The 22,080-nt window shown below is 43.0% G+C and carries 26 protein-coding genes and 1 pseudogene; 5 read left to right on the top strand and 22 right to left on the bottom strand.

All coding sequences use genetic code 11. From position 1 onward, the window contains the following. Positions 1-71: 71 nt before the first annotated feature. Positions 72-1,283, bottom strand: a complete 1,212-nt coding sequence (locus H735_RS03745; protein ID WP_005442074.1) for an HD-GYP domain-containing protein — start codon at positions 1,281-1,283, stop codon at positions 72-74. Between the two features lie 460 nt (positions 1,284-1,743). Between H735_RS03745 and H735_RS03740 the strand changes: the two genes are divergently transcribed. Further along, positions 1,744-3,450, top strand: coding sequence for a putative bifunctional diguanylate cyclase/phosphodiesterase (locus H735_RS03740; protein WP_020195951.1), 1,707 nt, complete (start codon positions 1,744-1,746; stop codon positions 3,448-3,450). A gap of 87 nt (positions 3,451-3,537) precedes the next feature. Here H735_RS03740 and H735_RS03735 read toward each other — a convergent pair whose 3' ends face one another. The 5 genes from H735_RS03735 to H735_RS03715 form a co-directional block, all read right to left on the bottom strand. Further along, a complete protein-coding gene (locus tag H735_RS03735) occupies positions 3,538-4,011 on the bottom strand; it encodes a response regulator (RefSeq protein WP_005442071.1) in 474 nt (157 codons plus the stop codon). Next, entirely contained in the window at positions 3,998-5,335 is a 1,338-nt protein-coding gene (locus H735_RS03730) for an ATP-binding protein (RefSeq protein ID WP_020195952.1), read from the bottom strand. The genes H735_RS03735 and H735_RS03730 overlap by 14 nt, the downstream gene beginning before the upstream one ends. Positions 5,336-5,338: 3 nt before the next feature. Continuing rightward, the gene (locus H735_RS03725) at positions 5,339-6,757 is read right to left on the bottom strand and encodes an SLC13 family permease (protein ID WP_020195953.1); all 1,419 of its coding nucleotides are present in this window, start codon (positions 6,755-6,757) and stop codon (positions 5,339-5,341) included. Between the two features lie 209 nt (positions 6,758-6,966). Further along, complete coding sequence (locus H735_RS03720; RefSeq protein WP_020195954.1) at positions 6,967-7,443, bottom strand: GNAT family N-acetyltransferase; 477 nt, start codon at positions 7,441-7,443, stop codon at positions 6,967-6,969. After that, positions 7,440-7,919, bottom strand: a complete 480-nt coding sequence (locus H735_RS03715) for a GNAT family N-acetyltransferase (RefSeq protein WP_020195955.1) — start codon at positions 7,917-7,919, stop codon at positions 7,440-7,442. The genes H735_RS03720 and H735_RS03715 overlap by 4 nt, the downstream gene beginning before the upstream one ends. 131 nt (positions 7,920-8,050) lie before the next feature. On the opposite strand from H735_RS03715, the gene H735_RS03710 reads away from it, so the two are divergent. Next, entirely contained in the window at positions 8,051-8,512 is a 462-nt protein-coding gene (locus tag H735_RS03710) for a DUF417 family protein (RefSeq protein ID WP_009704234.1), read from the top strand. A gap of 141 nt (positions 8,513-8,653) precedes the next feature. On the opposite strand, the gene H735_RS03705 is transcribed toward H735_RS03710, so the two are convergent. The 4 genes from H735_RS03705 to H735_RS03685 all read right to left on the bottom strand — a co-directional run bounded on the left by H735_RS03705 (position 8,654) and on the right by H735_RS03685 (position 11,252). After that, positions 8,654-9,022, bottom strand: coding sequence for a hypothetical protein (locus H735_RS03705; RefSeq protein WP_020195956.1), 369 nt, complete (start codon positions 9,020-9,022; stop codon positions 8,654-8,656). 154 nt (positions 9,023-9,176) lie between these two features. Next, entirely contained in the window at positions 9,177-9,896 is a 720-nt protein-coding gene (locus H735_RS31515) for a tetratricopeptide repeat protein (RefSeq protein WP_227741537.1), read from the bottom strand. A gap of 100 nt (positions 9,897-9,996) precedes the next feature. Further along, positions 9,997-10,659 carry a Type 1 glutamine amidotransferase-like domain-containing protein gene (locus tag H735_RS03690; RefSeq protein ID WP_020195958.1) on the bottom strand — a complete coding sequence of 221 codons (663 nt, stop codon included), beginning with the start codon at positions 10,657-10,659 and terminating at the stop codon, positions 9,997-9,999. A 113-nt stretch (positions 10,660-10,772) separates the two neighbouring features. Continuing rightward, positions 10,773-11,252, bottom strand: coding sequence for a nuclear transport factor 2 family protein (locus H735_RS03685; RefSeq protein WP_020195959.1), 480 nt, complete (start codon positions 11,250-11,252; stop codon positions 10,773-10,775). Positions 11,253-11,392: 140 nt separating this feature from the next. Here H735_RS03685 and H735_RS03680 point away from each other — a divergent pair, with 140 nt between their 5' ends. Continuing rightward, entirely contained in the window at positions 11,393-11,791 is a 399-nt protein-coding gene (locus H735_RS03680) for a winged helix-turn-helix transcriptional regulator (RefSeq protein WP_080641587.1), read from the top strand. A gap of 413 nt (positions 11,792-12,204) precedes the next feature. Beyond that, positions 12,205-12,435 (top strand): PAS factor family protein, encoded by a 231-nt coding sequence (locus tag H735_RS03675; RefSeq protein ID WP_005442035.1) that lies wholly within the window; start codon positions 12,205-12,207, stop codon positions 12,433-12,435. 77 nt (positions 12,436-12,512) lie between these two features. On the opposite strand, the gene H735_RS03670 is transcribed toward H735_RS03675, so the two are convergent. From H735_RS03670 to H735_RS03655, 4 genes are all read right to left on the bottom strand, one after another. Then, the gene (locus H735_RS03670) at positions 12,513-12,902 is read right to left on the bottom strand and encodes an MAPEG family protein (protein WP_020195960.1); all 390 of its coding nucleotides are present in this window, start codon (positions 12,900-12,902) and stop codon (positions 12,513-12,515) included. A 221-nt stretch (positions 12,903-13,123) separates the two neighbouring features. After that, positions 13,124-13,597 carry a GNAT family N-acetyltransferase gene (locus H735_RS03665; protein ID WP_020195961.1) on the bottom strand — a complete coding sequence of 158 codons (474 nt, stop codon included), beginning with the start codon at positions 13,595-13,597 and terminating at the stop codon, positions 13,124-13,126. Positions 13,598-13,806: 209 nt separating this feature from the next. Then, on the bottom strand, positions 13,807-14,280 hold the full coding sequence (locus H735_RS03660) for a GNAT family N-acetyltransferase (RefSeq protein ID WP_306301436.1): 474 nt from the start codon (positions 14,278-14,280) through the stop codon (positions 13,807-13,809). Positions 14,281-14,297: 17 nt separating this feature from the next. Beyond that, complete coding sequence (locus H735_RS03655; protein ID WP_020195963.1) at positions 14,298-14,648, bottom strand: hypothetical protein; 351 nt, start codon at positions 14,646-14,648, stop codon at positions 14,298-14,300. Between the two features lie 203 nt (positions 14,649-14,851). On the opposite strand from H735_RS03655, the pseudogene H735_RS03650 reads away from it, so the two are divergent. After that, a pseudogene (locus H735_RS03650) lies at positions 14,852-15,875 on the top strand (IS110 family RNA-guided transposase). Between the two features lie 456 nt (positions 15,876-16,331). Here H735_RS03650 and H735_RS03645 read toward each other — a convergent pair. The 8 genes from H735_RS03645 to H735_RS03610 form a co-directional block, all read right to left on the bottom strand. Beyond that, on the bottom strand, positions 16,332-16,844 hold the full coding sequence (locus tag H735_RS03645) for a hypothetical protein (protein WP_052268482.1): 513 nt from the start codon (positions 16,842-16,844) through the stop codon (positions 16,332-16,334). A gap of 108 nt (positions 16,845-16,952) precedes the next feature. Beyond that, a complete protein-coding gene (locus H735_RS03640; protein WP_020198109.1) occupies positions 16,953-18,065 on the bottom strand; it encodes a YecA family protein in 1,113 nt (370 codons plus the stop codon). Positions 18,066-18,206: 141 nt separating this feature from the next. After that, positions 18,207-18,968: an abortive infection system antitoxin AbiGi family protein gene (locus tag H735_RS29585; RefSeq protein ID WP_020198108.1), complete on the bottom strand. Its 762-nt coding sequence runs from the start codon at positions 18,966-18,968 to the stop codon at positions 18,207-18,209. A 165-nt stretch (positions 18,969-19,133) separates the two neighbouring features. After that, positions 19,134-19,433, bottom strand: a complete 300-nt coding sequence (locus H735_RS03630; protein WP_020196828.1) for a hypothetical protein — start codon at positions 19,431-19,433, stop codon at positions 19,134-19,136. Between the two features lie 157 nt (positions 19,434-19,590). After that, complete coding sequence (locus tag H735_RS03625; protein ID WP_020196829.1) at positions 19,591-19,893, bottom strand: type II toxin-antitoxin system RelE/ParE family toxin; 303 nt, start codon at positions 19,891-19,893, stop codon at positions 19,591-19,593. After that, positions 19,881-20,138, bottom strand: a complete 258-nt coding sequence (locus tag H735_RS03620; RefSeq protein ID WP_020196830.1) for a type II toxin-antitoxin system Phd/YefM family antitoxin — start codon at positions 20,136-20,138, stop codon at positions 19,881-19,883. Before H735_RS03620 ends, H735_RS03625 begins: the two co-directional genes overlap by 13 nt. Before the next feature lie 188 nt (positions 20,139-20,326). Beyond that, positions 20,327-20,803, bottom strand: a complete 477-nt coding sequence (locus tag H735_RS03615; RefSeq protein WP_020196831.1) for a GNAT family N-acetyltransferase — start codon at positions 20,801-20,803, stop codon at positions 20,327-20,329. Between the two features lie 146 nt (positions 20,804-20,949). Next, the gene (locus H735_RS03610) at positions 20,950-21,960 is read right to left on the bottom strand and encodes a PDDEXK family nuclease (RefSeq protein WP_020196832.1); all 1,011 of its coding nucleotides are present in this window, start codon (positions 21,958-21,960) and stop codon (positions 20,950-20,952) included. Positions 21,961-22,080: the final 120 nt, after the last annotated feature.

Raw genomic sequence — 22,080 nt, 5'->3', positions numbered from 1 at the left:
CAACCATGTAAAGTGATTACTTATTCGACAAGATCATTCGCAGATCGCATCAAATAAGCAGTCACTGTACGTTAGTCATAGAAAGGTTTTGGGTCTACTTCTAACGATGAAGGTGCGATGGCTTTCTCTATCGAGTGAGAGCTGTTTTTCAAATCCACCATCGCCACATCGATGTAACGCTTGTATTTGCGCGAGTAGAAGCACTTCACGATTGGTTTTAGCGGCTGCGAGTCGCTGGATGTCCAAACAATGCCGACTCGACCATCGCTTAATTGAACAATCGAACCCACTGGGTAAACACCGATGCAGTTGATGAATTTGTACACTAAATCTGGGTCGAGATGGAATGGCGTCAAACTCAACAAGATTTTGAATGCTTCAGCCGAACTCATGCCCTTTTTGTAGACGCGGTCTGCCGTTAACGCATCGTAGATATCCACGATACAGCTCATGCGCCCGTGCATTGGGATCTGGTCGCCAGACAAACCCAACGGATAACCGGTACCGTCGAGCTTCTCATGGTGCATCAAACACACATCTCGGCTGACATCACTCAGGCCTTTTACGCCAAGAATGATTTCACCTGCGAACACTTGGTGCAGCTTCATGTGCTCAAATTCTTCCGGCGTTAAACGCGCTGGCTTATGTAAGATCTCGTCATCGACTTTGATTTTACCCACATCATGAATAATGCCACCAATCGCCAACTGTTTGAGCGTGTCTTTATCGAGGCCCAAATGCTTACCGAAAGAAACCAGCAAACAAGCGACGTTCACTGAATGCTCAAGCAAATAGCTGTCTTTTTGCCGCAGCGCCGACACACACTGAAGCGCGTCAGAGTCGATAAAGACGCTGTCGATCATGTCATCCGCCCACGATTCAATCTCGTTGACTTCAATGACCTTGCCTTCAAAGGTTTGGTTGAGCAGTTTTTGCGCCAAACACTTCGCTTCCGCAATCAGTTTTTTGGCACGTTTATGCTGCGCTTCGCGAGAACGAAACGCGCGTTGAATTTTTGGCGTAGTCATAACCTCAGAGGCTGCTAAGGTGACATCGTGTTCTTCTTCAACAGGTTTGAACACGCACTCTTGAGCAGAAAGTTTCTGGTCGACCCAAACGAACTTCACCCCACTTGCTTGCAGCTTTTGAATGCCCTGCGCAGTGGAAACACGTCCCGCATTGGCGAGGTTAACGCGTTTATTTTGTTCGATTGCAGTCACGAACATACCGATACTTACATCTGCAATGGCTATCTTTATTGAGTCTTCTGGTTTGTACTGCATATCGCGAAACTTTTAACACCTGTTATTTAGCAGACGCATTATAAGAGATCTGACCATTCACTGTTATAAGAATTCGCTATCATTTAAAATTAATGAGCATTCAGTCAATATATGAGACGTTCACCGTTCAATAAACCACTTTTAATTTATGGGCTTAGCTCAAATAATCATCACAAGTGGTAAGAATTTCGATAATTTGGGTGTTGAATCAATAACTACTTAATACAAATAGTATTTACTGTTGACCAAAGTTTTATAAATACCGATTATTAGTCGCATTATTCTAATAATTACTCTATTACACAGAAACTCTTTAAGCTCATTAACACAACAGACTGCCAATCTGATTCGACTAGCTTCGTTTGCAGTGTAAAAGGACAAACTTCAAAAATATGTCATTTGCGTGTAGCCCGACTTATATACTTATCTCCACAGCAATTTGGATTGCGGAGGCAGTATCTTGACCAACAAGGTTGATCAAACCATTTCTGAGCACGATCGCGAGTTTTTGCAGATCGTTGAACAACGCTTCATCCATATCTTCGATGTGTTCAGTGAAGGACTCTTCTACATGGATGAGTTTGGCACCATGGTTTTCTACAACCAGCGCTTCTATGAGCAATTTGGCATCAATGCGGGCCGCATTAACCTCGATAGATGGTTAGATTTGGTGCATCCATTAGACAGAGAACGCCTGTCTAAACGCGTTGACGCCCACATCAATACCGACAATACACGTGTAACGACAACCTACCGCCTGCGCAAACCAAATGGTCAATACGTTTGGATTGAAGGCGTCGCAATGACCAAAGAAACAGAACAAGGTCATTACATGGTTGGCAGCCACAGAGACATTTCTGAGCGAAAGCTGATGGAAAGCTACATCCATCAGGTCGCCTTCCATGACAACGCGTCTGGTATGGCAAACCGCGCGCACCTGCTGCTGAATATTAATGAGTTAGTGAAATCTCAAAGCACTCACGCATCGATTTTTTACATTCAGATTGAAGAGATCAAATCTTACCTCAACCAGTACGGCAGTGAGCTTGTCGACGGCTTGGTTGAGAAATTGCTGCAAACCTTAAGCCACCTCCCTTCCCCTAACTGCACCGTTTATCGGGTTCACGATGATGACTTTGCCATCCTCGTGCTCGATGATGTGCCGTTGGAAGCGCTTCAAGCCTACGCTCAGACCATTAAGCAAAACTATCACGAAGCAGTCGTGGAAGAAGGACAGTACCTCGGCAGCAACATCAGCATCGGCTTATACCCTTGTGTTGACCCAGAACATTCTGCCGAAGAGATCGTCCGTAAAGCAGCCCGCACATGCCAATACGCGAACGAAAAGAACAAAGATCGCATCGCGGTATACAGCCAGAAAACGCAGTATGCAGTGGACCGTTATTTCTTTATTGAGCAAGGTTTGAAAAACGCCCTGGAAGAAAGAACGCTGAGCGTAAAATTTCAGCCAATCGTCAGTGCATCCGATCTGCAAGTGGTGAGTTTTGAATCTCTGGTACGGTGGCGCAGCAAAGAGTTTGGCGAAATCTACCCGGATGAGTTTATCCCTGTAGCGGAAAACAAAGGTTTGATTGTCGAGCTTGGCTACCAGGTGTTTGAGAAGGCATGTCAGTTCATTAAGAGCTATCGCGAACGCTATCAAAATCAAGTTCGCGTGAATGTGAACGTGTCTGTTTTACAGCTTCTCAATAGCGAGTTCCCGAGCAAAATCAAAGCGATGACAGACGAGGTCGGCATAGAGCCGCAAGCCATTGTGCTTGAGCTGACCGAGACCTTTATTCTGGACAATAACCAAGCCGCCATTGCGCCATTAAATACGTTGCGAGAGCTTGGTTTCGCCCTCTCCTTAGATGATTTTGGTGCAGGATACAGCTCGTTAAACTGCTTCTTTGATTTGCCAATGACGCAAATTAAGATCGATAAATCGATGGCGTGGAAAACCCTCACCAACCGTTCGTCACATGAGTATTTGAAATTCTTGATCACCATGTGTCGCGAACAGAATATCGAAGTGGTGATTGAGGGCATTGAAGACGCGAAGATGTGTGATTTCTTTGCGGAAATGGGCGTGGATTATCTGCAAGGTTATTGGTTCTCGAAACCACTATCAGTGGCCAGTGCCAGTCGATACACTTTAAGCCAGTAGTTTCTTTTTAAACCAATAGCTTCAAACAACGACAAAATCTAACTGAGCTAGCGAGTTTTCTAGCTCAGTTTGTATCGTTTTTAGCGGTTATCTCAGACGGTCAAACACAACATTCTGATCCAAGTGCTCGTGGTATTCGGTGTAGTCTAAGCCCATATCGAAGATGTACTTCGTCACCAAGTTTCTCACACACTCCACCAATTGCTCTGCCTGCCACGGTTTTTCGAAGTAACGGTCAATACCCGCGGAATTAATCGCATTGATGGTGTCCGTGTGCGTCGCCTGCCCGGTAAGCAGCACTTTGCGCGTACGGATGAATCGACTGTCTTTGGAGATCTCAGTTAGCAGCTCAACACCGGTTTTACCCGGCATCACGTGGTCAGAAATGATTAACGCAATCATCTCACCTTCCGCGTCTAACTCATCCATTAATTCAAGTACTTCATCGGCAGACTCGCAATCTTCAATGTTGAGCCACTGGCTTAACGACTGTAAGTCTTGCAGAACCGCGCTTAACACCTCTCGCTGGTCATCAACGCAAATTAAATTAAGCTTGTCCATGTTCGTCCTCTACCGGTAGTTTAATTCTAAATATGGTTTTTTCGCTGTCGCTTTTCACTGCAATCGAACCGTTATAGCCCGCCACAATTCGCTTCACGATCGACAGCCCTAGCCCTAAGCCAAACGACAAGCCACCTTTCTTGGTCGTGAAGTTTGGTCGGAAAATCTTTCTGCGTGTCGCTTCGTTAATCTCAGGACCGTTGTTTGCAATGGTTACTAAGATCTTATTTTTGCTCACACGCGTTTGTATCTCTATCGCTGGCGAGTCCGTTTCTCTCATCGCATCGCAAGCGTTCTTTAAAATGTTGACCCAAATTTGCACCAGTTCGGTTTGCGAGCCTACAAACAAAGGTAAATCAGCCGGACTAAAACGTACACTGACACGCCTTAAATCGCTTTGTAGCAACGCAAGCGCTTGGTTTATTGAGTCGTTGACTCTGAGCCCTTCTTCTTTGTCTATGTCTGTACGGCCTAACTGCTTCACTGATTTCACGATGCCAACGGTGTGTTTTGAAGCAATGCGCAGATCGTGCAAATCACGTCCCATCTGCCAGTAACGAATCGCTTCTTCTGGGCGCTTTAACCAATGCTCGTTAAGGTAATCGGTCGGGACAGCGCGAGCTAACTCACGGGCTAAATCTTTCGGCAGACCGTAATATTTCTCGAAGTGTCGTCCTCGTGTTCTTGCTTCACTTGAAGAGATTTTTTGCCCTTGCATCAATCCAAAATCAAAAAACTGACTCGCCTCAGGATGCACCTCTTCAAGCAATCCCATGATCACCGATTCCAAGCGCTCTGACTTACTGCTTACCACACCAATGGCATTGTTAAGCTCATGCGCAATACCTGCTGCAAGTTGGCCAAGTGTCGTCATTTGCTCTGCGGTGTGCAGTTTTTGCAATGCCTTCTCTTTGCCCAACGCTTCTTGCATCGCTCGGCGTTGACGGCGAGAAAGCTCGTTAACCATTACCGGCATAAACTGCGCGGTTAAAGGGCCGTATTTACCTGCTTCCACCGCAGGTGTATTACGCTCAATCCACGCTAACTCAACGTCCGTTTGTGCAATCACCGTTGAAGAGGCGGTCCACGTTCCAGAGAAGAAACTGTGCACACCAATAAACGCGCCCTTCGATGCCGCAAACACCTGAGTCTGCTTTTTGCCATCCTCAGAGAAATAACCAGCAAGATCGCCAGACAATACGTAATAGAGCCGCTCGTTGTAGCCGTCTTGCTCAATCAATACCGAGCCTGCCGACACCGTTATGCGACGCTCGATATGATTGAAATAACGCTCTACCAGCGTATCTAATTTGCTCTCGTACATGGCTTAACCAATGTGCCCTACGGTGTGAAGGATCCACACCATCAAGAAACTCAGCAACACACCAACCACACCTAACACGACACCAACGCGCGCCATTTGATTGCTTTGCACATGGCCTGTAGCGTGAGCCAACGCGTTTGGTGGCGTACTGATTGGCAGAGACATACCAAGCGATGCCGCAAAGGTCACAACTAGGATCAGCGTCACTTCACCACCGAGAGGTGTTAACGATGCCATTGAAGTCCCGAGCGCCGCCATAATTGGCATCAGCAAGTTCGCTGTCGCGGTATGAGACATAAAGTTCGCCATCAGCAAACATAGGAATGCCGCACCGAACAGCACCACATAAGGCGAGAATTCATCAAATGGAATGCTGTGAACCACCAGCCTCGCCAAACCTGTTTTATCAAGTGCTAGACCTAGCGCGATACCGCCTGATACCAACCAAAGCACATCCCAAGAAATCTTCTTAAGATCTTCTTTGTTAATGATGCCCGTCAGTGAAAATACCGCGACCGGAATCAAAGCTACCGTGTATGAGTTCATGCCGTGCGCCGAGCCCATCAACCAAAGCAGAATCGTGCCCGCAAACGTGATGTAAACAATGATGGCTTTCGGCGTTTTCAAGAATTTACTCTTGATGTTGAGGTCAATGTTGGTCGTCTCAGCTTTGTAGAGAAAATCGATCAGGAACCATGCTAGCGCCATCATCACAATGACAAACGGTACGCCAAACACCATCCATTCACCGAAGGTAATAAGGTTGTCACCCACTAGGTATTTCAATGCAATCGCGTTTGGTGGCGTACCAATTGGAGTACCAATACCGCCGATGTTTGCGGCGACAGGGATACACAACGCAAACGCAATGCGTCCTGGATCTTTCGGGCCAAACACCGCGATAACCGGCGTCAAGATTGACAACATCATAGCCGTCGTTGCTGTGTTCGACATGAACATCGAGAAGATTGCGGTAATCAGCATTAAACCCAGCATGACGTATTTCGGGTTTTGTCCGAACGGCTTAAGCAGTACGCGCGCCAAGTTCACATCCAATCGATACTTGGTTGCCGCCATCGCGAGGAAGAATCCACCTAAGAACAGCATGATGATTGGGCTGGCGAACGTCGCCATGATGTCACTGTATTGCAGCAACTCACCAAAATGAGGCTCTCCCTCATCAAGCCGAAAGAAAATGATGCCCTTGTTGGAAACGAGCAACAACTCAAGCACGATGATCACCACAGAGGTGGCGTAAATTGGGATCGGTTCAAATACCCAACAAAGTGCAGCGAGCAAAAATATCGCGATAACGCGCTGCTGAATGATGGTCATACCTTCAAATGGAAACGCTGACAATGGCATCAGCAAAATGAGCAAAGGGATCACCGTTGGGATGATGTATTTGAGATAAGGGCGCATAGTACTACTTCTCTTCCTGAGATGGTTTGCCGTGAGATAACTGACGTAAGGAGCTGTTTTAACTGGCTTCCTTTCGCCACTCCGAAGAGAAATTATGCGCGCGCTTTTGAGGAGGAATTCTGGTGTTAGATCAATGAACTCTTATTCACCGCAGAAAACATGCGGTATCTGTGTTCAAGCTCACTAATTGAGCGAGGATTATTTATTGATCACACATCCTTTTTGTCTAAGTGCCTTTCCATTACATAGTTGGTTAACGTTGCACCACGCACTTCGATTTTCTGCTCGTTCACAACAGTAAAACCCATGTGCTCATAGAAAGGACGAGCGGTAATACTCACTTCTGAATAGATCTTATCCAGCCCTTTTGCTGCTGCTTGTTTGATTACATGAGTCATCAATGCACGTCCTACACCTTGGCCTTGGTATTCATGATGGCAGAAAAAGTGATCGACTAACCCACTTGGCTGAACATCGCTGTAGCCAATGATGACGCCATCTAGCTCAGCGACAAAAGGCTGGATAGCGGTCATTTTCTTTAGCCACAGTTGTGCATCAAATTCGTCCGGCGCCCAAGCTTTCACTTGTTGCTCGGTGTAATCTCTAAGATTAATGTTGCGGATAGTGTTGTAGAAAAGAGCCCACAGTATCGGGGCATCTTGCTCACGAAATTCACGGATAATCATCCAATGCCTCTTAATAAATCAATCTGCATGAGTTGCCCTCGCCCACTTGGCTCTCCCACTGGATACCAGCCATGTTTTCGATAAAAACGTTCACCGGCATCATTGCCCGGAATGTAGCGTAATCTGGCGTAGGCACAACCACCATCAATAAAACGCTTCAATAAGAAGTCTTGTAACTGCTCCCCTAGTCCTTGATTGCGGAATTCTGGCTTCAAGTAAAACAGGTTGATGTAACCAAATCGCAGCCCTTCATCGTCCAAAACCGGATGTCGGCACTCCAGTTGCCCGATGATTTGACCATCTTTGATGACATGGAAGAATCCCGCTTCGTTGTCATTGACGATCGATTGAAACCAAGAAGTGATTTCTTGAATATCAAACCCATCCTGATGGCCAAAACTGACCTCATAAGCGTCTTTTCGAAACGCGATACACAAATCCAAATGACGTGATAAATCTACAGGAATAAATTCCATCTAAGCCAATCCTTTTTATTCTTCGTCTTTTTGCTATATAGACATTAGTTATTTTATATAACCATAAATTCAAGAATTTTATAATTCAACTGTCGGTCATTTGAAAACATGCTTTTATAGGAGAAGTTATTATGCATGCATCATCTGTTTCCCAAAAACCGACACAATTTGGTTACTACCTTGGCGTATTTGGCGTTGCCCTTGTTCTTATCTGGTTGGGTATTTATAAATTCACCCCAACTGAAGCCAAATTAATTGAACCTTTGGTGGTTAATCACCCGGCCATGTCTTGGCTATATGGCATCATTTCCGTTCAAGCCGTATCTAATATCATTGGCTTAACCGAAATCATCGTCGCACTCGGCCTATTGGTTGGATTGAAAAAGCCAACGGTTGCTTACTACTCTGGTATTGCTGCAAGCGTTATCTTCCTCGCGACACTGAGCTTCCTAGTTACGACACCAAATACTTGGAAAGTTTCCGACGGTGTTTTGATTGCGAACTTTTTCCTTGTGAAAGATATTCTGTTCCTAGCGATTTCAATTAGCGTCGTTGAGCGAAACAAACCAAGTTTGACGCCAGCTATCGCCTAGTTTTAGGAAAAGTATCGAGAGATAGAAAAGAGAAAGTCGAAAGCATCAAAGGTATCGACCCTTCTTAACGCATGGTTGTCGCTACAAAGCCCCGCACTATTTGCGGGGCTTTCTTTATTTACGAAGCTGTTTATTGAAACGTTAAGCTTCTATCAGCCCTTGCTTTTTTAGCTCCGCGGTTATGGCATTACGGGTTCTACCATGCTCTTCTGCGAGCGAGGTTATTTCTGTACCAGAGGAAAACTGCTCAGATAAACGCTCGCGCTGATCCGGTGTCCAAGGCAATCCTGCGTTCTTTGGTAAACCATTCGATTCATTTTCTCGCTGTCTTTGCTCAATGGTTCTTTTGGTTTTGTTCACTTTTGATGATTGCTTTAAATCTTGCAAAACAACAAACATTGCTCGAATAACGATAGGCTCGTTGTAGAGAGATTCACTTGGCAGCGCCTCTCCTGTTATCGGGTTCGTGCCATTCGCTAAGGCTTCTATTACTTTCCAATGTGCTTCCATTACTCTCCTCCCTGAGTCGCCTATGCCCTCATCAAACCACTAGCGATAAGTTAGTCAAAAGGACATATAAAGAGTTTGGAGAGACTAGCAATTAGAAACAGACTGATATTTAGTTCAATTACATCGCCTCTTTCTAACCGGTCACAAATCTGTACTAAAAGCGAAAACCTGCCATAAGCTGAACACTAACCAGTATAGGGATGGACCACACTACAACGCTTCGATATGGCAGCATGTGAATGAGGAGAGACGGACGACGTTTCAGTTCTATCATTGGAAAATGAGTAAGCCAATGCTGCTCCGGACTTGTAAAACATGCCCAAAAGCGTCGTGTATAAGGGTGAGCACAGATAGCATATACATAGCTGGAACAGATTGACCATATTCCTAGAAAGCCAACGAGCTCAACGAGGAAGAATGCTTCTAGGCTAATAGGTAACACGGAAGGTCCACTTAGCAATACAATGGCAATGAAAAACGGTTCATATACGTTCCTTGTACTCTTCTTCCTTAACTCTTCCAATCCTTGGAGCGCTTTTAACGTCGATGACTCCAGAAGCGGCTTATCGTATTTTCGCCTGATGTTAAGTGCTTCATTAAACAGCGCTTCTGCCTCCTTCAATCGCCCCTGCTCGACATACAACTTGCCCAAATGCTGATAACTAAAGCTCAAATACAGCTCAGTGGCAGACGCCTGACTTTGTATGAACAAGCTTATCGCTTCATCATAGTCGCCCATGTACTGTTTTGATGTTGCCAAAACGTGCAAAGCCCAAAACTGATGCTTGTTACTCAAAGCGCTTTTCGAGACACGCTCTCCGATGTTTATTGAAGTTTGGTAGTTGCCCAGCACTCTTAAGCTGTCAGATAACAAAATTTGTTGCCATTGTAATGCCTTTGGCTGCCTTCGAAGCCAAAATAGAAGACATCTACTCCCGCTTTTGCACAGTCGTGTAAGCGCATCTAAGCTGGGCTTATCTCTTTGAAATCTCATCATTGTCATTTCGGATTGTGATTTGAGCATTCTCATCGCTATATATGGCTTTGCTTGGATTACCATCGACAAAATGCAGGGCGGCATAATCACTGATGCCGTAGCAGATCACATCAAGATGGCTATGAGCAAAGCGCTCAAACAGGTCATGTTTCTCGTCGTTCTCAACAAAATGAGCAGATGCTAAACCTTTCAAAAGACCGAGCCCTTTGATGATGGTGTAAGCCTCTGGATCGCTATCGGTAATCCCATAATCGAACCAACAAATAGCGCCAGCACTCATCCCGCAAAGTATGATGCCGCGGTTGTAACACTCTTTGAGAATGTCATCGATGCCCCACTCTTTCCAGAGAGCCAACATAGAACGGGTATTGCCACCGCCAACGTAAATCACATCTTGCTCGAACAACTTGGTTCGCCAGCCTTTCTCTAACTTGAACAGAGGAAAGTGCGTGAGGTGTTCGCTCAACTTAGCATTGTGGAAGCGGGTGATGACCTCTTCCGCATCGCCAGTAGCAGTTGAGAGATAACAGATTTTGGGGTTCTTCTTGCCTGTTAAAGACAAGATGTACTGGTCGAGTTGGCTTGGGATCTCTCCCATCATCCAACCACCTCCGCCAAGAACGACGCAATGTTTCTCCATACGAGTGCTCTTTTAATCCTTTAAATACATGCTTTGTGATGAACAGAATGGAGAGTTAACGCACGAACTTAAACCCTTTACACTCCATCTTCGGAAACGGAAATACGAGCGTTTTAAAACACCCCATTTGTATTCCGTACCTTACCACCAGCAAACAGGTTATACAGTCGCATGTCCATGCTGATTCCTTGAACTGCATCCCAATGTTCTACTAATTCACTATCTTCCACTTTCCATGTATCGATGATGTTCATCCCTTTTGAATCATCACCACGATGTGCTGCCTTAAGCGTGGCATGAGAATGCACAATGACGTGTGTTCCATCAACAAAAACGTGCTTCACATCGTAACTAAACTCTGGTGCATTTTTCACCAAATCACTCATGGTTTTGATAACGCCTTCGATACCATCTGTAATATTGCGATTGTGCTGTTTATAGTTTTTACCTTTGAAGCGCTCTCGGATGGCGTCAAAGTTATGATCGTTCATTATCTGCTGTACAAACGTCAACGCCGCCTCTGCATTCGCTTTGTCTTCCTGACTCCAATGAGCCTTAATAAAGGATTCAAACTCAATTTTTGAATTAGTCATAAGTTACTCCAATTTCGGTTCTCGTCGCCCACTTCCTCGTGGCTTTAACTTAGCTTGCATTTTGCAAGTTAAATAATTTGCTTGCAAAATGCAAGTGAATTATCATAACCACAGTTTTAAAGATTAAATCGAGGAATATCATGTCTAGACGCTCCGACTGCCCTATTTCCAATGTTCTGGATATCGTTGGTGATAAATGGAGCCTGCTTGTGCTGAGAGATCTGATGTTTTTTGGTAAACACTCTTTCTCCGAGCTACAAGGCTCAGAAGAAAAAGTCGCCACAAACATTTTGTCGAGTCGCTTGGAAAATCTTGAAAAAGAAGGATTAGTTCAGAAACAGGTAGACCCTTCTGACAAGCGAAAAAAGGTCTACTCTCTGACACAAAAAGGCAAGGATATGCTGCCTATTCTTCTAGAAATGATGATTTGGAGTAGTAAGTACGCTCCAGAAACGAACGCACCAAAAGACTTTCTCGACAGAGCAATAAATGACCGAGAGCGCCTGATTAACGATGTGTTTAAGCGCCTGGATGGTTAGTACTTCCACAAATAGAAAAAGGAGCGATTGACCGCTCTTTTTTTCTCACTATACGAAGTTCTCAAAATCAAACTTGTGCATTTTTCATCTGCTTTTGTTAACGGATTCGTGAATAACAAAAGACAATCACTAAACCATTTAGGCTACAAGAAAGTAAGCTTTTTAGAGCCTGAATTCAGACCATTCGCCTCGCAAAATTAGTGCTCTTTTTCATAGCATTGACGTGCGTAGAATCAGCAAAACAACCAACACAGAGTTTCATTTATATTATTGAATTTTAAATTCCTGCTATATCGAAGTTACTTCGCTTAGCGAATTTATATCAGACCATTTTTCTGTGATTGGTGCTTCTTAATTTCTGATTGTAATCGAATACAATACATATGCACCCCGTGCAATAAAAAAGGAATTATATGAAAACGCTTATTTACGACACGCTTGTCAACCTTGCTAACCAAGAACCAGAACACCACGCAAAGATTCGCCAAAATCTCTATGAGCAATTGGATTTGCCATTTGATAAGCAGCTTGCTCTTTACGCATGCGCACTTGGCCCGGCAAGTTCTGGTAAGTTGGAGAGCCGACAAGGTATCGACAATGCGGTAGACAGCGCAGTGAGACTGTTAACGACTCCTGAACGTTAATCAGCTTTACACTTGTAACGGCCCAACTCCCCTGACGGGCCGTTTTTCTTTAATTCAATATGATTCTTCTCGAACGATTAACCAGAAAGACATTGCCCCATAATGCCAAACGCGCAGCCCATCGCAATTGCCCAAGATATCGAACGCAAAATGCCCAAGTTCAATAAATAAAGCACATGGTAGGCAACTCTGAAGACAATATGTGTCAACGCTAGGAACTGAACATTCACGTTGATAGTGTCGGTCGATATAGCAACAACAACCGCAGAGGCAAATACTATTAAAGATTCAAAAGCATTTTGATGCGCGGCTAACGCCCTAGCACCAAATCCTTTCAATTCAGCCTGTTGTTCACGAGGATAGTTATTGTCGTAGCCACCAGCTTTGTGCATAGCAACTGCAAGGGGTATTTTTGCAATATAAGGAAGCAAAGCAGCAACGATTAAACAAAAAATCAAAATGTCCATGTGTCATCCTTGTTTGTATCGAAGACATTAATACTCAGATTATCAACGATACTTTTCCATAAGTTCTTCAATGCATTGTTATACATCGAACACAGACGTACCAGCTCTTTCACGATAAGAGTGGAGAACCATTCCGCGACAGGAGTCTCAGAGGTTGTACCTCACAACGAGCATGGGAAATACCTATCTCAACAGGCTCATGACATCATTTATTCATTGAATTATCGGACTAACGCCTTTTGGCCAATTTGGATTTTGGGTTCTATACCGGCTTTGCGATACAAACTCAATGCGGCTTCATTGAAAGAGTAAACTTCTAACCAAAGCTCTTCCCCACCTTTAGAAATCGCCAGCTCCTCAAATGCTTCGATTAGCCTCAGCCCGACGCCTTGATTTCTAAAGCTTAAATCCACCGAAATCTGTTCAATACTTGCAATCTTACGCTGCCTTAAAGTCCAAGACTTGCGATCCCATAGCTCACCAAAAATAAAACCCACTAAATGCTCTTCATTTTCAACAACAAGAAAAATCGAGCTTTCACTTTCGATGATTTTATGTAAATCGATGTTTTGTTCTATTTCATCAGGTGATAAGAAGTCATTTGGTAAATTCGCTTGATGGTATTCATGAAGTTGAAACTGTAACTTCTTTAAGGTGCTTATATCTCCGGTATGAGCTTGCCGAATGTTTAGCATATAAAAATCCCGTTAACGCTTGTCCGTCCATCGCTAGGACGCTCTATTATATTAAGCCACGAGTGACGTATTCCTTACTTTGGCTTACTAAATGTATATATCGGGCCTTCCCACGATTCATCGTTGAAAACCTCAACAGAAAAGTCCCCATCAGTGTAATGGCCTATTTACCTTCTTCCAGAATGATTGACCTTTTACGTTTTCACTTATCACCCTAACAACCCAATCTTGGCGAACATATCAAAAACCTGACTTGCCACATCACTCCCCACGCCCTTTTGCTGGAACCTCTTCATTATGAAGAACTCTTCAATGAGGTATCTCCCTTGTTCAGCATTTGGGTCTGAATTAACAATGACAAAACCAGCTGGTAGCCCTGAGACTCGAACTAGTAATGGCGTGTATTCTTTAATATCGAAGTATTCATCAATATCTGCAATCTCGAAATAGCCTTTCTCATCAACATCATCTTCTTCATATATTGAGAATTCGTACTCGTAAAATTGCAGCAAGTTTTGAATCAATTCCTTTTCATGGGGTGATATTTCATGCACCTCTATCTTCATATTTTCTCCTGAGATATAGGGCCTTGTTGAAGTGTGGGGCAATGCTATACCGACACCATCGCATACCACCTTAACCACTAAACCTAACGCATAGTAAAAATGCAACGCGTTGCGCATCACTCTTAAACAGTTTGTTATGCAGATTTGTTCGCAAAACTAGTCAAATCATCAGCTGTAACTTTCGTTTCTCCACCTTGAATAATTTTACGAACTTTAATTATCATTTTCTTAGTAGTAATATCCCCTTCATGAGCGAGAAGCTTGTTTATCTCTAAAGCTTCTTCGTCAGGTAGCCAAAGAGATGCCTCCCAAAGTAATTTGTTGAGCATTTTACAATCTTCTGGACGACCAATCCACTCTGCTAACAAATCAGTTACTAAAGCAGCCTCTTCTCTCTTTTTGATGCTAAAGTTGAAGTCAACTTTTAGCTGTTCGATTTTTTGATCGTACTCATTTTTAATCGAATATCGAATTCGTGATTGCAACCAAAAACCTATTATGACCTACAATGTGGCAAATATTAACGCAAACAAGCCTAGATCATTCCAACCTAATAACGTACCAATAGTATTTGCACCGTTTTCCATTTAATTACTCTTTATTTGATAATCTGCATAACGAATGACATGGATTCCCCCTCCCGAAGATCTGCTACACTCAAGTGATCAACACTATTACTGGAGGCTCCATGTCTAATCTATCTTATTGCGGTATCGATCTCGCTAAAAATCACTTCAGCGTTCATGCTATTAACCAGCATGGCAAAGTCATTCTTCACAAGAATGTCACACGCTCTAAGTTGCTTAATACCATAGCAAAACTGCCTTCTATGCGTATAGGGTTAGAAGCTTGCGGTGGCGCTCATTATTGGGCAAGAACATTCAATCAACTCGGTCATGACTGTCGTATTATGGCAGCCAAATATGTTTGCCCCCTACCGAATAAAAGGAAAAAACGACCTGAATGATGCCGCTGCTATTTGCGAAGCTGTCCAGAGACCATCTACTCGATTTGTCCCCATAAAATCGCCTGAACAACAAGCCGTCCTGGCAATTCACCGCATGCGAGAGCACTGGGTTCGAGAAAGAACTGCATTGATGAACCGGATACGCGCCATATTGTCTGAATTTGGGGTTGTCATGCCTACAGGAAGAGCTTCTCTGATGAAGCAAGTTCCACATATTCTAGAAGATGCTGAAAATCAACTTCCACATCAAGCGCGACAAATTATCAACGAAGCATATTCGCACCTAAAAAACCTTAACCAACAAATTGAAGGCACAGAAACTACGTTTCAGTCTATGGCAAAACAACATGACAATACGAAAAGACTTCTGAAGGTTCGAGGCGTGGGGCCACAGACCGCAACCGCCATCATTGCGGCGATTGGTGATGGCAGTCAATTTGATAAGAGTCGAGACCTCGCAGCTTGGCTAGGTCTTGTCCCTAAACAGTTCTCTACAGGAGGAAAGAATAGGTTAGGGAGGATAACGAAGCATGGCGACAAGTATATTCGTACCTTACTCGTTCACGGTGCTCGAGCTGTCATTACCACGATTGGTGATAAACAAGATAGGTTGAGTCAGTGGTGTCGCCAAATAAAGGAAAGACGAGGACTAAACCGAGCGATTGTGGCACTTGCCGCGAAAAATGCTCACATCATCTGGTCTTTACTCCACAATCAAACCGAATATGAGAACTACGCTGCTTAGCCTCTTAAAGCCTAAGCAGCGTTATTAAGAGTTAAACCCACCGGGTCATTGCAGACGCTAATGATGGAGATAGGTTAAGACCACTTGCGGAGAGCCTGTTAACGCGGCGGACACACTAGATGTCGTCTAACGAATAAGGCACCGCAGTCGCGCAAGTCATCAGGGCCACGATGAACACAAACTCATTGACAAGTAGGCCGAATGTAGAGCGGCAGTCCAAAACCCATCACTTGAAGTTTAGCGGATGTTTGGCAACCGGGGGAATCCATGTAGCCTGTTAAGGGGTGAGCAACGCAATACCAAAGCCGCCGTATACCACCTTAATCACCAAAACCAACGCATAGTAAAAATGCCACGCGTGCCGAATCACTCTTGAACAATTTGTTATATTGTCAGCTTACTATTTTCTCTGACCCTATCATGGATCAACTCAATATGAGCTAATAAGGTTATATCTCAATCACTTATCAAATCACTAATGTGATAATCATGAGACATAAAGCCACTTTCGTGATTCGCCGAGTAACCGCTAACTTTGCCTGTCTGCAATGCGTGACGATCGAGAATGAAACTATGCTCTTTGACATCCCGCCCTCCGCGATTTGCACCATGAGCAGCAAAGCTATTGCGAAGGTCAAAGATCGTACAATCCCGAAGTGCCTTAGGATTAAACTCTATACCCATTTTTCGAAGAATTACTAACAAAGCTTGTTGCTGCATATAAATAGCATTAAAAACCCCGTAGAAATAAAGGTAGAGCTCACCAATTGACAAAGATTCACAGCGGATAAGAAAGGCATGTTTTGCCAACTGAGTATCTTCTAGCATGTACAAGCTATATATGACAGAGTTGTAGTCTGCACTATTATCAACCGAAACAATAGAATACAGAACTGAATCTTGCTCAGTCTCAATAGCAACATCGGAAATGATTTCACGAATAGAATAAATTAAATCATCAATTTCCACGCAAATCTCCAATGGCAATATAACGCCGCATTAAGGTGTGAGCAGCGCTTGGCTATACTTGAACGAAGCGAAACTGCCAAGCGTTGCGAATCACTCTTAAATGCTTTGTTACAAAGCAAACTCCCCAACTGTGACCGTGTTTATTAGAGGGTTTTCATCCAAGACCGGAATTCCAACTAACACATTATTGTCTGTATGCTCGGTAGCGCCTTGAGCATAAATAGCACAAATTTTTTCTTGCTCTGCTTCGTTTAGACTTTCCCACCACTCTGGTGATATGTAAATATTTTCAACCATTGCGAAGGTGAAAATAGAAAGTGAGTTTGAAACAGAACCTGTCTGAAGGAGTTGGTTAACAAATTTTAAATTGCTTCTTGAATGCTCTTTCAACCACGACAAGACAATGTACCCTTTGTTTTCAGAAGCAAAAGAGTTAATGAACACATAATCTGGTACATCCTTGGGATCATTAGATATCGTTTGAAGCAGTTCACCATCGAAGCCAACCGTATACCCCAGTACCGCACTGGTCATAACCCGCGGAGGTAATTCAAGTTCCACGACTAAGTGATGTAAGTCATCAAAGGCAGCAGCCGTAAACATGTGATCAAGCTTCTGCTTCAGGTACCGCAGGTCTCCCATTGTAAGATCATTATTTGAACCATAGTATTTAGCCATTTGTTGTATCATGACTTGTTCACTAAGAGATTTACCTTTATCTAACTCTTGGGCAAAGCTAAATGTATTTGCAGCGCTCTCTTTTACAAAAAGTTCTCGGCATAAAGATCGATATGTCACAAGAAAACAATGGTATGGACTTTTATCAAACGCATTGTCTTCAATCGGAGCGAATATGTCTTTGTCGTGAGTTGAGCAGAAACCAGTAAACACTGAGGCTTGGTTAATACCTACTTTCTTTGGACGGACTCTTTTAGACATAGAGAAGTCATGATTTGTTTTGAAGGTAGTATAAACATGTCCATCTGCTGCTATAGATTTTAGGGAGGAGCTTTTTGATACTGAATGCGCTTTGATGATTTTCTTTGAACATTCAGATTTCATCGATTCTGGTACGCTACAAAATTTTTTTGAGTTGAAGCTATTCATCTCTTTCATTATCGTACCTTTATCAACAGGAGCTTGTTTATCACGCCCTAAATGACAACGTTTGTATTTTTTCTTTGAGCCACACCAACATGGCTCATTTCTACCAAGTTTCACTGATGTTCCTCTGCTTTATAACGCCCTGTTAAGGGGTGAGCAACGCAATACCGATGCCGCCGCATACCACCTTAATCACTTAAACCAACGCATAGTGAAAATGCCACGCGTTGCGAATCCCTCTTGAACAGTTTGTTATGTTTAAAAATCACCTTTTATTTGAGCTACAGTCAAAATCCTTGTTGACAACCTTTCGATTGATTTATAAGAAAACTCTCCTCCCATAGTCTCTTTCAAAAACCGTAATATCTCATGAATTTCACTGTCATCATTTATTATGATATAGCTAATATCTTCAGGACTGAATGATAACTTTAGATCGCTTAGTTTTTCTTGACTATCAGCATATACGTCTTCAAACCCCTCCAATTTATCCCTATCGAAGCAAAATCCTATATCTTCATTTACATCTGGAACATATCTCCATTCGCGCTCGTCATAAAACCGATAATCTGGAATTGTTTCTTCTTTTCTTTTTAAATCCTCTTGGTAATTTTTAACATATCTCAATATATCAATAACTGGACGATCTTCGATGGGTAAAGCGTGTAGTGGATTCTTTCCTTGATGCTTACTTATAATATATGACTCTACCGCAGAACCCAGAGTTTTATTTAAAAAAGAGTTCTTATCTATATACAAAACGGGATTAAGATGATTCTTTCTTGCCCATTCCTTTGTTAGCCCTACTCCATACGAACCATACTTATCTATATGCTCTTTTATCTCAGACAGCGGAATATCACAAAAACTGACCATTGGCACTAATATATCCACATAGGAATCATCACCAATGTATATATACTCTCGACAATACTTTAGTTTAAAACTATTTTTTATAATCCCTTTAATAGCATCTAAGCTATCGGTAAAGTGAATTATTGAATTCGAACTAACTCCCATAAAAACCTTTTATTTTGATAAAACTAAACTTAAACATAGCGCCCTGTTAAGAGGTGAGCAACGCAATACAAAAGCCGCCACATACCACCTTAAACACTAAAACCAACGCATAGTGAAAATGCCACGCGTTGCGAATCCCTCTTGAACAGTTTGTTAGAGCGTAACTCAAAGGTTGAACAGAACTTTCAAAAGAGAATTTACCAAGGAAGAGATCTCTAGAAATAGAACTACTGGCAAACCTATCGCTATTATCAGTTTAAACTCGACAAACTGACCTACAACTGCATCACTATATCTACCGCCCAGGAACTTTCTCGAGTCGTCTCCTACCGTAGATTTGACTTCATTTGTGGCCGTCTTGCGATCTTTACCGATGAATTCTTTAAACAACATAAAGCCGAAGGGAGCGATAATAATGCCGGCAATAAGATATGAAATGTATTCAACTATATCGGTCATGTTCATACTTTTTTCTCCTGCGCTCTAACGCCCTGTTAAGGTGTGAGCAACGCAATACCAAAGCTCCCGCATACCACCTTAATCATTAAAACCAACGCATAGTAAAAATGCCACGCGTTGCGAATCGCTCTTAAACAGTTTGTTAGCCGCTCATTCCTAAAGGTTACTGCTTACTCAACAGGAACTTACGCAAATCTCTCTCTGCACGCATAACAAACAGAATAAACACTTTGTCACCGTCTTGTTTATAGAAAACACGACATGGATTAACGACAACTTCACGATAACTTAAATGTTCTAGCTCGGATGGAATACGACCTGACTCTGGGAAAGTTTGCAGGCGTTCGACTTTGGAGAAGATCGTTTGCACTAACTGCTTTGCAGCTACGATATTTTCAAGTGCGATATATTCAGCGATATCGTTGAGGTCAGATAACGCTGGCTCAGTCCAGATTATTTCAGCCATTTTGACATTTTGTCCTTGGCTTTATCGTGACTCACCACTTTACCGTCAGCTAATGCACGTTCACCTCGTGCAATCCCCTCCAGAATCGCCAAGCGATTTTGCATAAACTCGTAATCATCAACATCAACCAGATATGCCGATGGCTTACCATGTTCAGTAATTAACACTGGTTCTTTGGTGTCGTGGAGATCGGCGAGGATCTTAGTTGCTTGACGTTTAAGTGATGTAACTAGTTCTACTTTCATGAGAGCTGCTCCAAAGGAATACTAAAGTGATACTATTCTATCACTTTGAGTATAGCAAGCTCCATGACGGCTAACACTCTGTTAAGGGGTGAGCAACGCAATACCAAAGCCGCCGCAGACCACCTTAAACACTAAAACCAACGCATTGTGAAAATGCCACGCGTTGCGAGTCCCTCTTGAACAGTTTGTTAGGTGCGTAGCCAAAGTTGGTAAAAGTCTGTTTCATCGTGCTTGGGATTCTTGCGCACGAACTCCCAACCATGGCGCTTATAGAATGTGAGAGCTCGATGGTTAGTTCGGCTTACTGAAAGTACTGCACGCAAACAACCCGCTGTACTCAACGTGCTTACAATATAATCCTTCAATTTTGCAGCGAGCCCTGAACCACGAAAATTTGGCTTTAAGTAAATGAGATACACATAGCCAGTCTCCGGCTCGGGTGAAAAGCTACGAAACTCTAGCTGCCCTGCAAACTGACCATCCACAAATATATGGATATAGAACCATCCTGATGTTGCTAACCGGTCTAATACTCGTTCACGATAACCACTGATGAAGTCGTCGAAACCATCGTAATGCCCAAAACTACAAAAGTATGCATCTTTTCTCGCAGCAACGCACAATTCGAAATCATCAATGTTTATCTGCTGAAAAGCAATTTCCATGCTTACCTTTTCCTTCAAGCCCCTAACGCCGCATTAAGGTGTGAGCAACGCAATACCGATGCTTCCGCATGCCACCTTAAACACTAAACACAACGCATAGTAAAAATGCCACGCGTTGCGAATCACTCTTAAATGCTTTGTTAGCATTATGCTTTCGCTCTACGCACAATTAAATCTGCCACTTTATCATTGTAAATTTTACACAAAGTACTTCTTACTGGTAAGTTATATCCTAAACCTCTAACTTCTGAAGCACTAATGCCATTCGGAACTTCGACTATATTTTTGACTTTCCTTATATACTCGCCTTCATCTTTCTTACCAAAAATACTATTGCTGGGCTCAATAGTTGATTCAAACTCACCGATTGCAATAATCCCGACACCATTTCTATAAAAGAAAACACGATCTCCATCATTAGGTGCCGAAAGCATTTCTTCTGGGTTAGAGTAGCCATAAATTGCAATGCAAGAGTGCTCTAGCATATTTTTATATGCGCCCCGGCTATAGGTTTCATTGGTATTAAAAAACCAATCGCCTCCCCATTTACACCCAAAAGATAATGGTTCGACATTGATCTGATTAACTTTTAGGAGTAGTTCGTCCCCTTTTAGATACAATGTAAAAGGCGCAACATCAATTGGTAGATCGTAACTGCTTAACCAATGCACTATTCGAGATATTTCTTCTTCAAAATGTGGAGCAACAATGAATAATCTTTGCTTCTTACACAACTCATCCTTCGAAAAATCTTGGGAGTCAACGAATTTACGATATTCGTCAATTAATTCAGTTCCGTTGTTTGTATAAGACTTGTACCGAGCGTTAAAGTTCTCATACTCCCAAGTGGATAACGTGGAGGCATAATCTAATACCTGTCCAACGGTAGTTCGATCGGCAAGTCCTCTTTTTAATTCGATAATTATCAAATTACCTTGGGAGTCAATACCAAGTATATCTGCTTGCTTCTCCCCTTTGGATTCTTGGGACAAGATAAACACGGAGTCAGCATCTGTGAAAAGTACGTTCAAATTTTCTGCAAACCAGTTTTCTATATCTTTTTCATAGATATCGTAGTCTGAAGGGCTAATCTCTCGGTATAGCTCAAACTTTGGTTTTCTTTTGTCTGATAAATCTAATTCGAAGATTTTTTCCATTTGGAAATTTCCTGCTAAATAATGCTAACGCCCTGCTAAGGGGTGAGCAACGCAATACCTAAGCTGCCGCAAACCACCTTAATCACTAAAATCAACGCATAGTGAAAATGCCACGCGTTG

Source organism: Vibrio owensii CAIM 1854 = LMG 25443, from assembly GCF_000817815.1.
Lineage (GTDB): Bacteria > Pseudomonadota > Gammaproteobacteria > Enterobacterales > Vibrionaceae > Vibrio > Vibrio owensii.
This window is presented reverse-complemented; position numbering and strand designations above follow the sequence as displayed.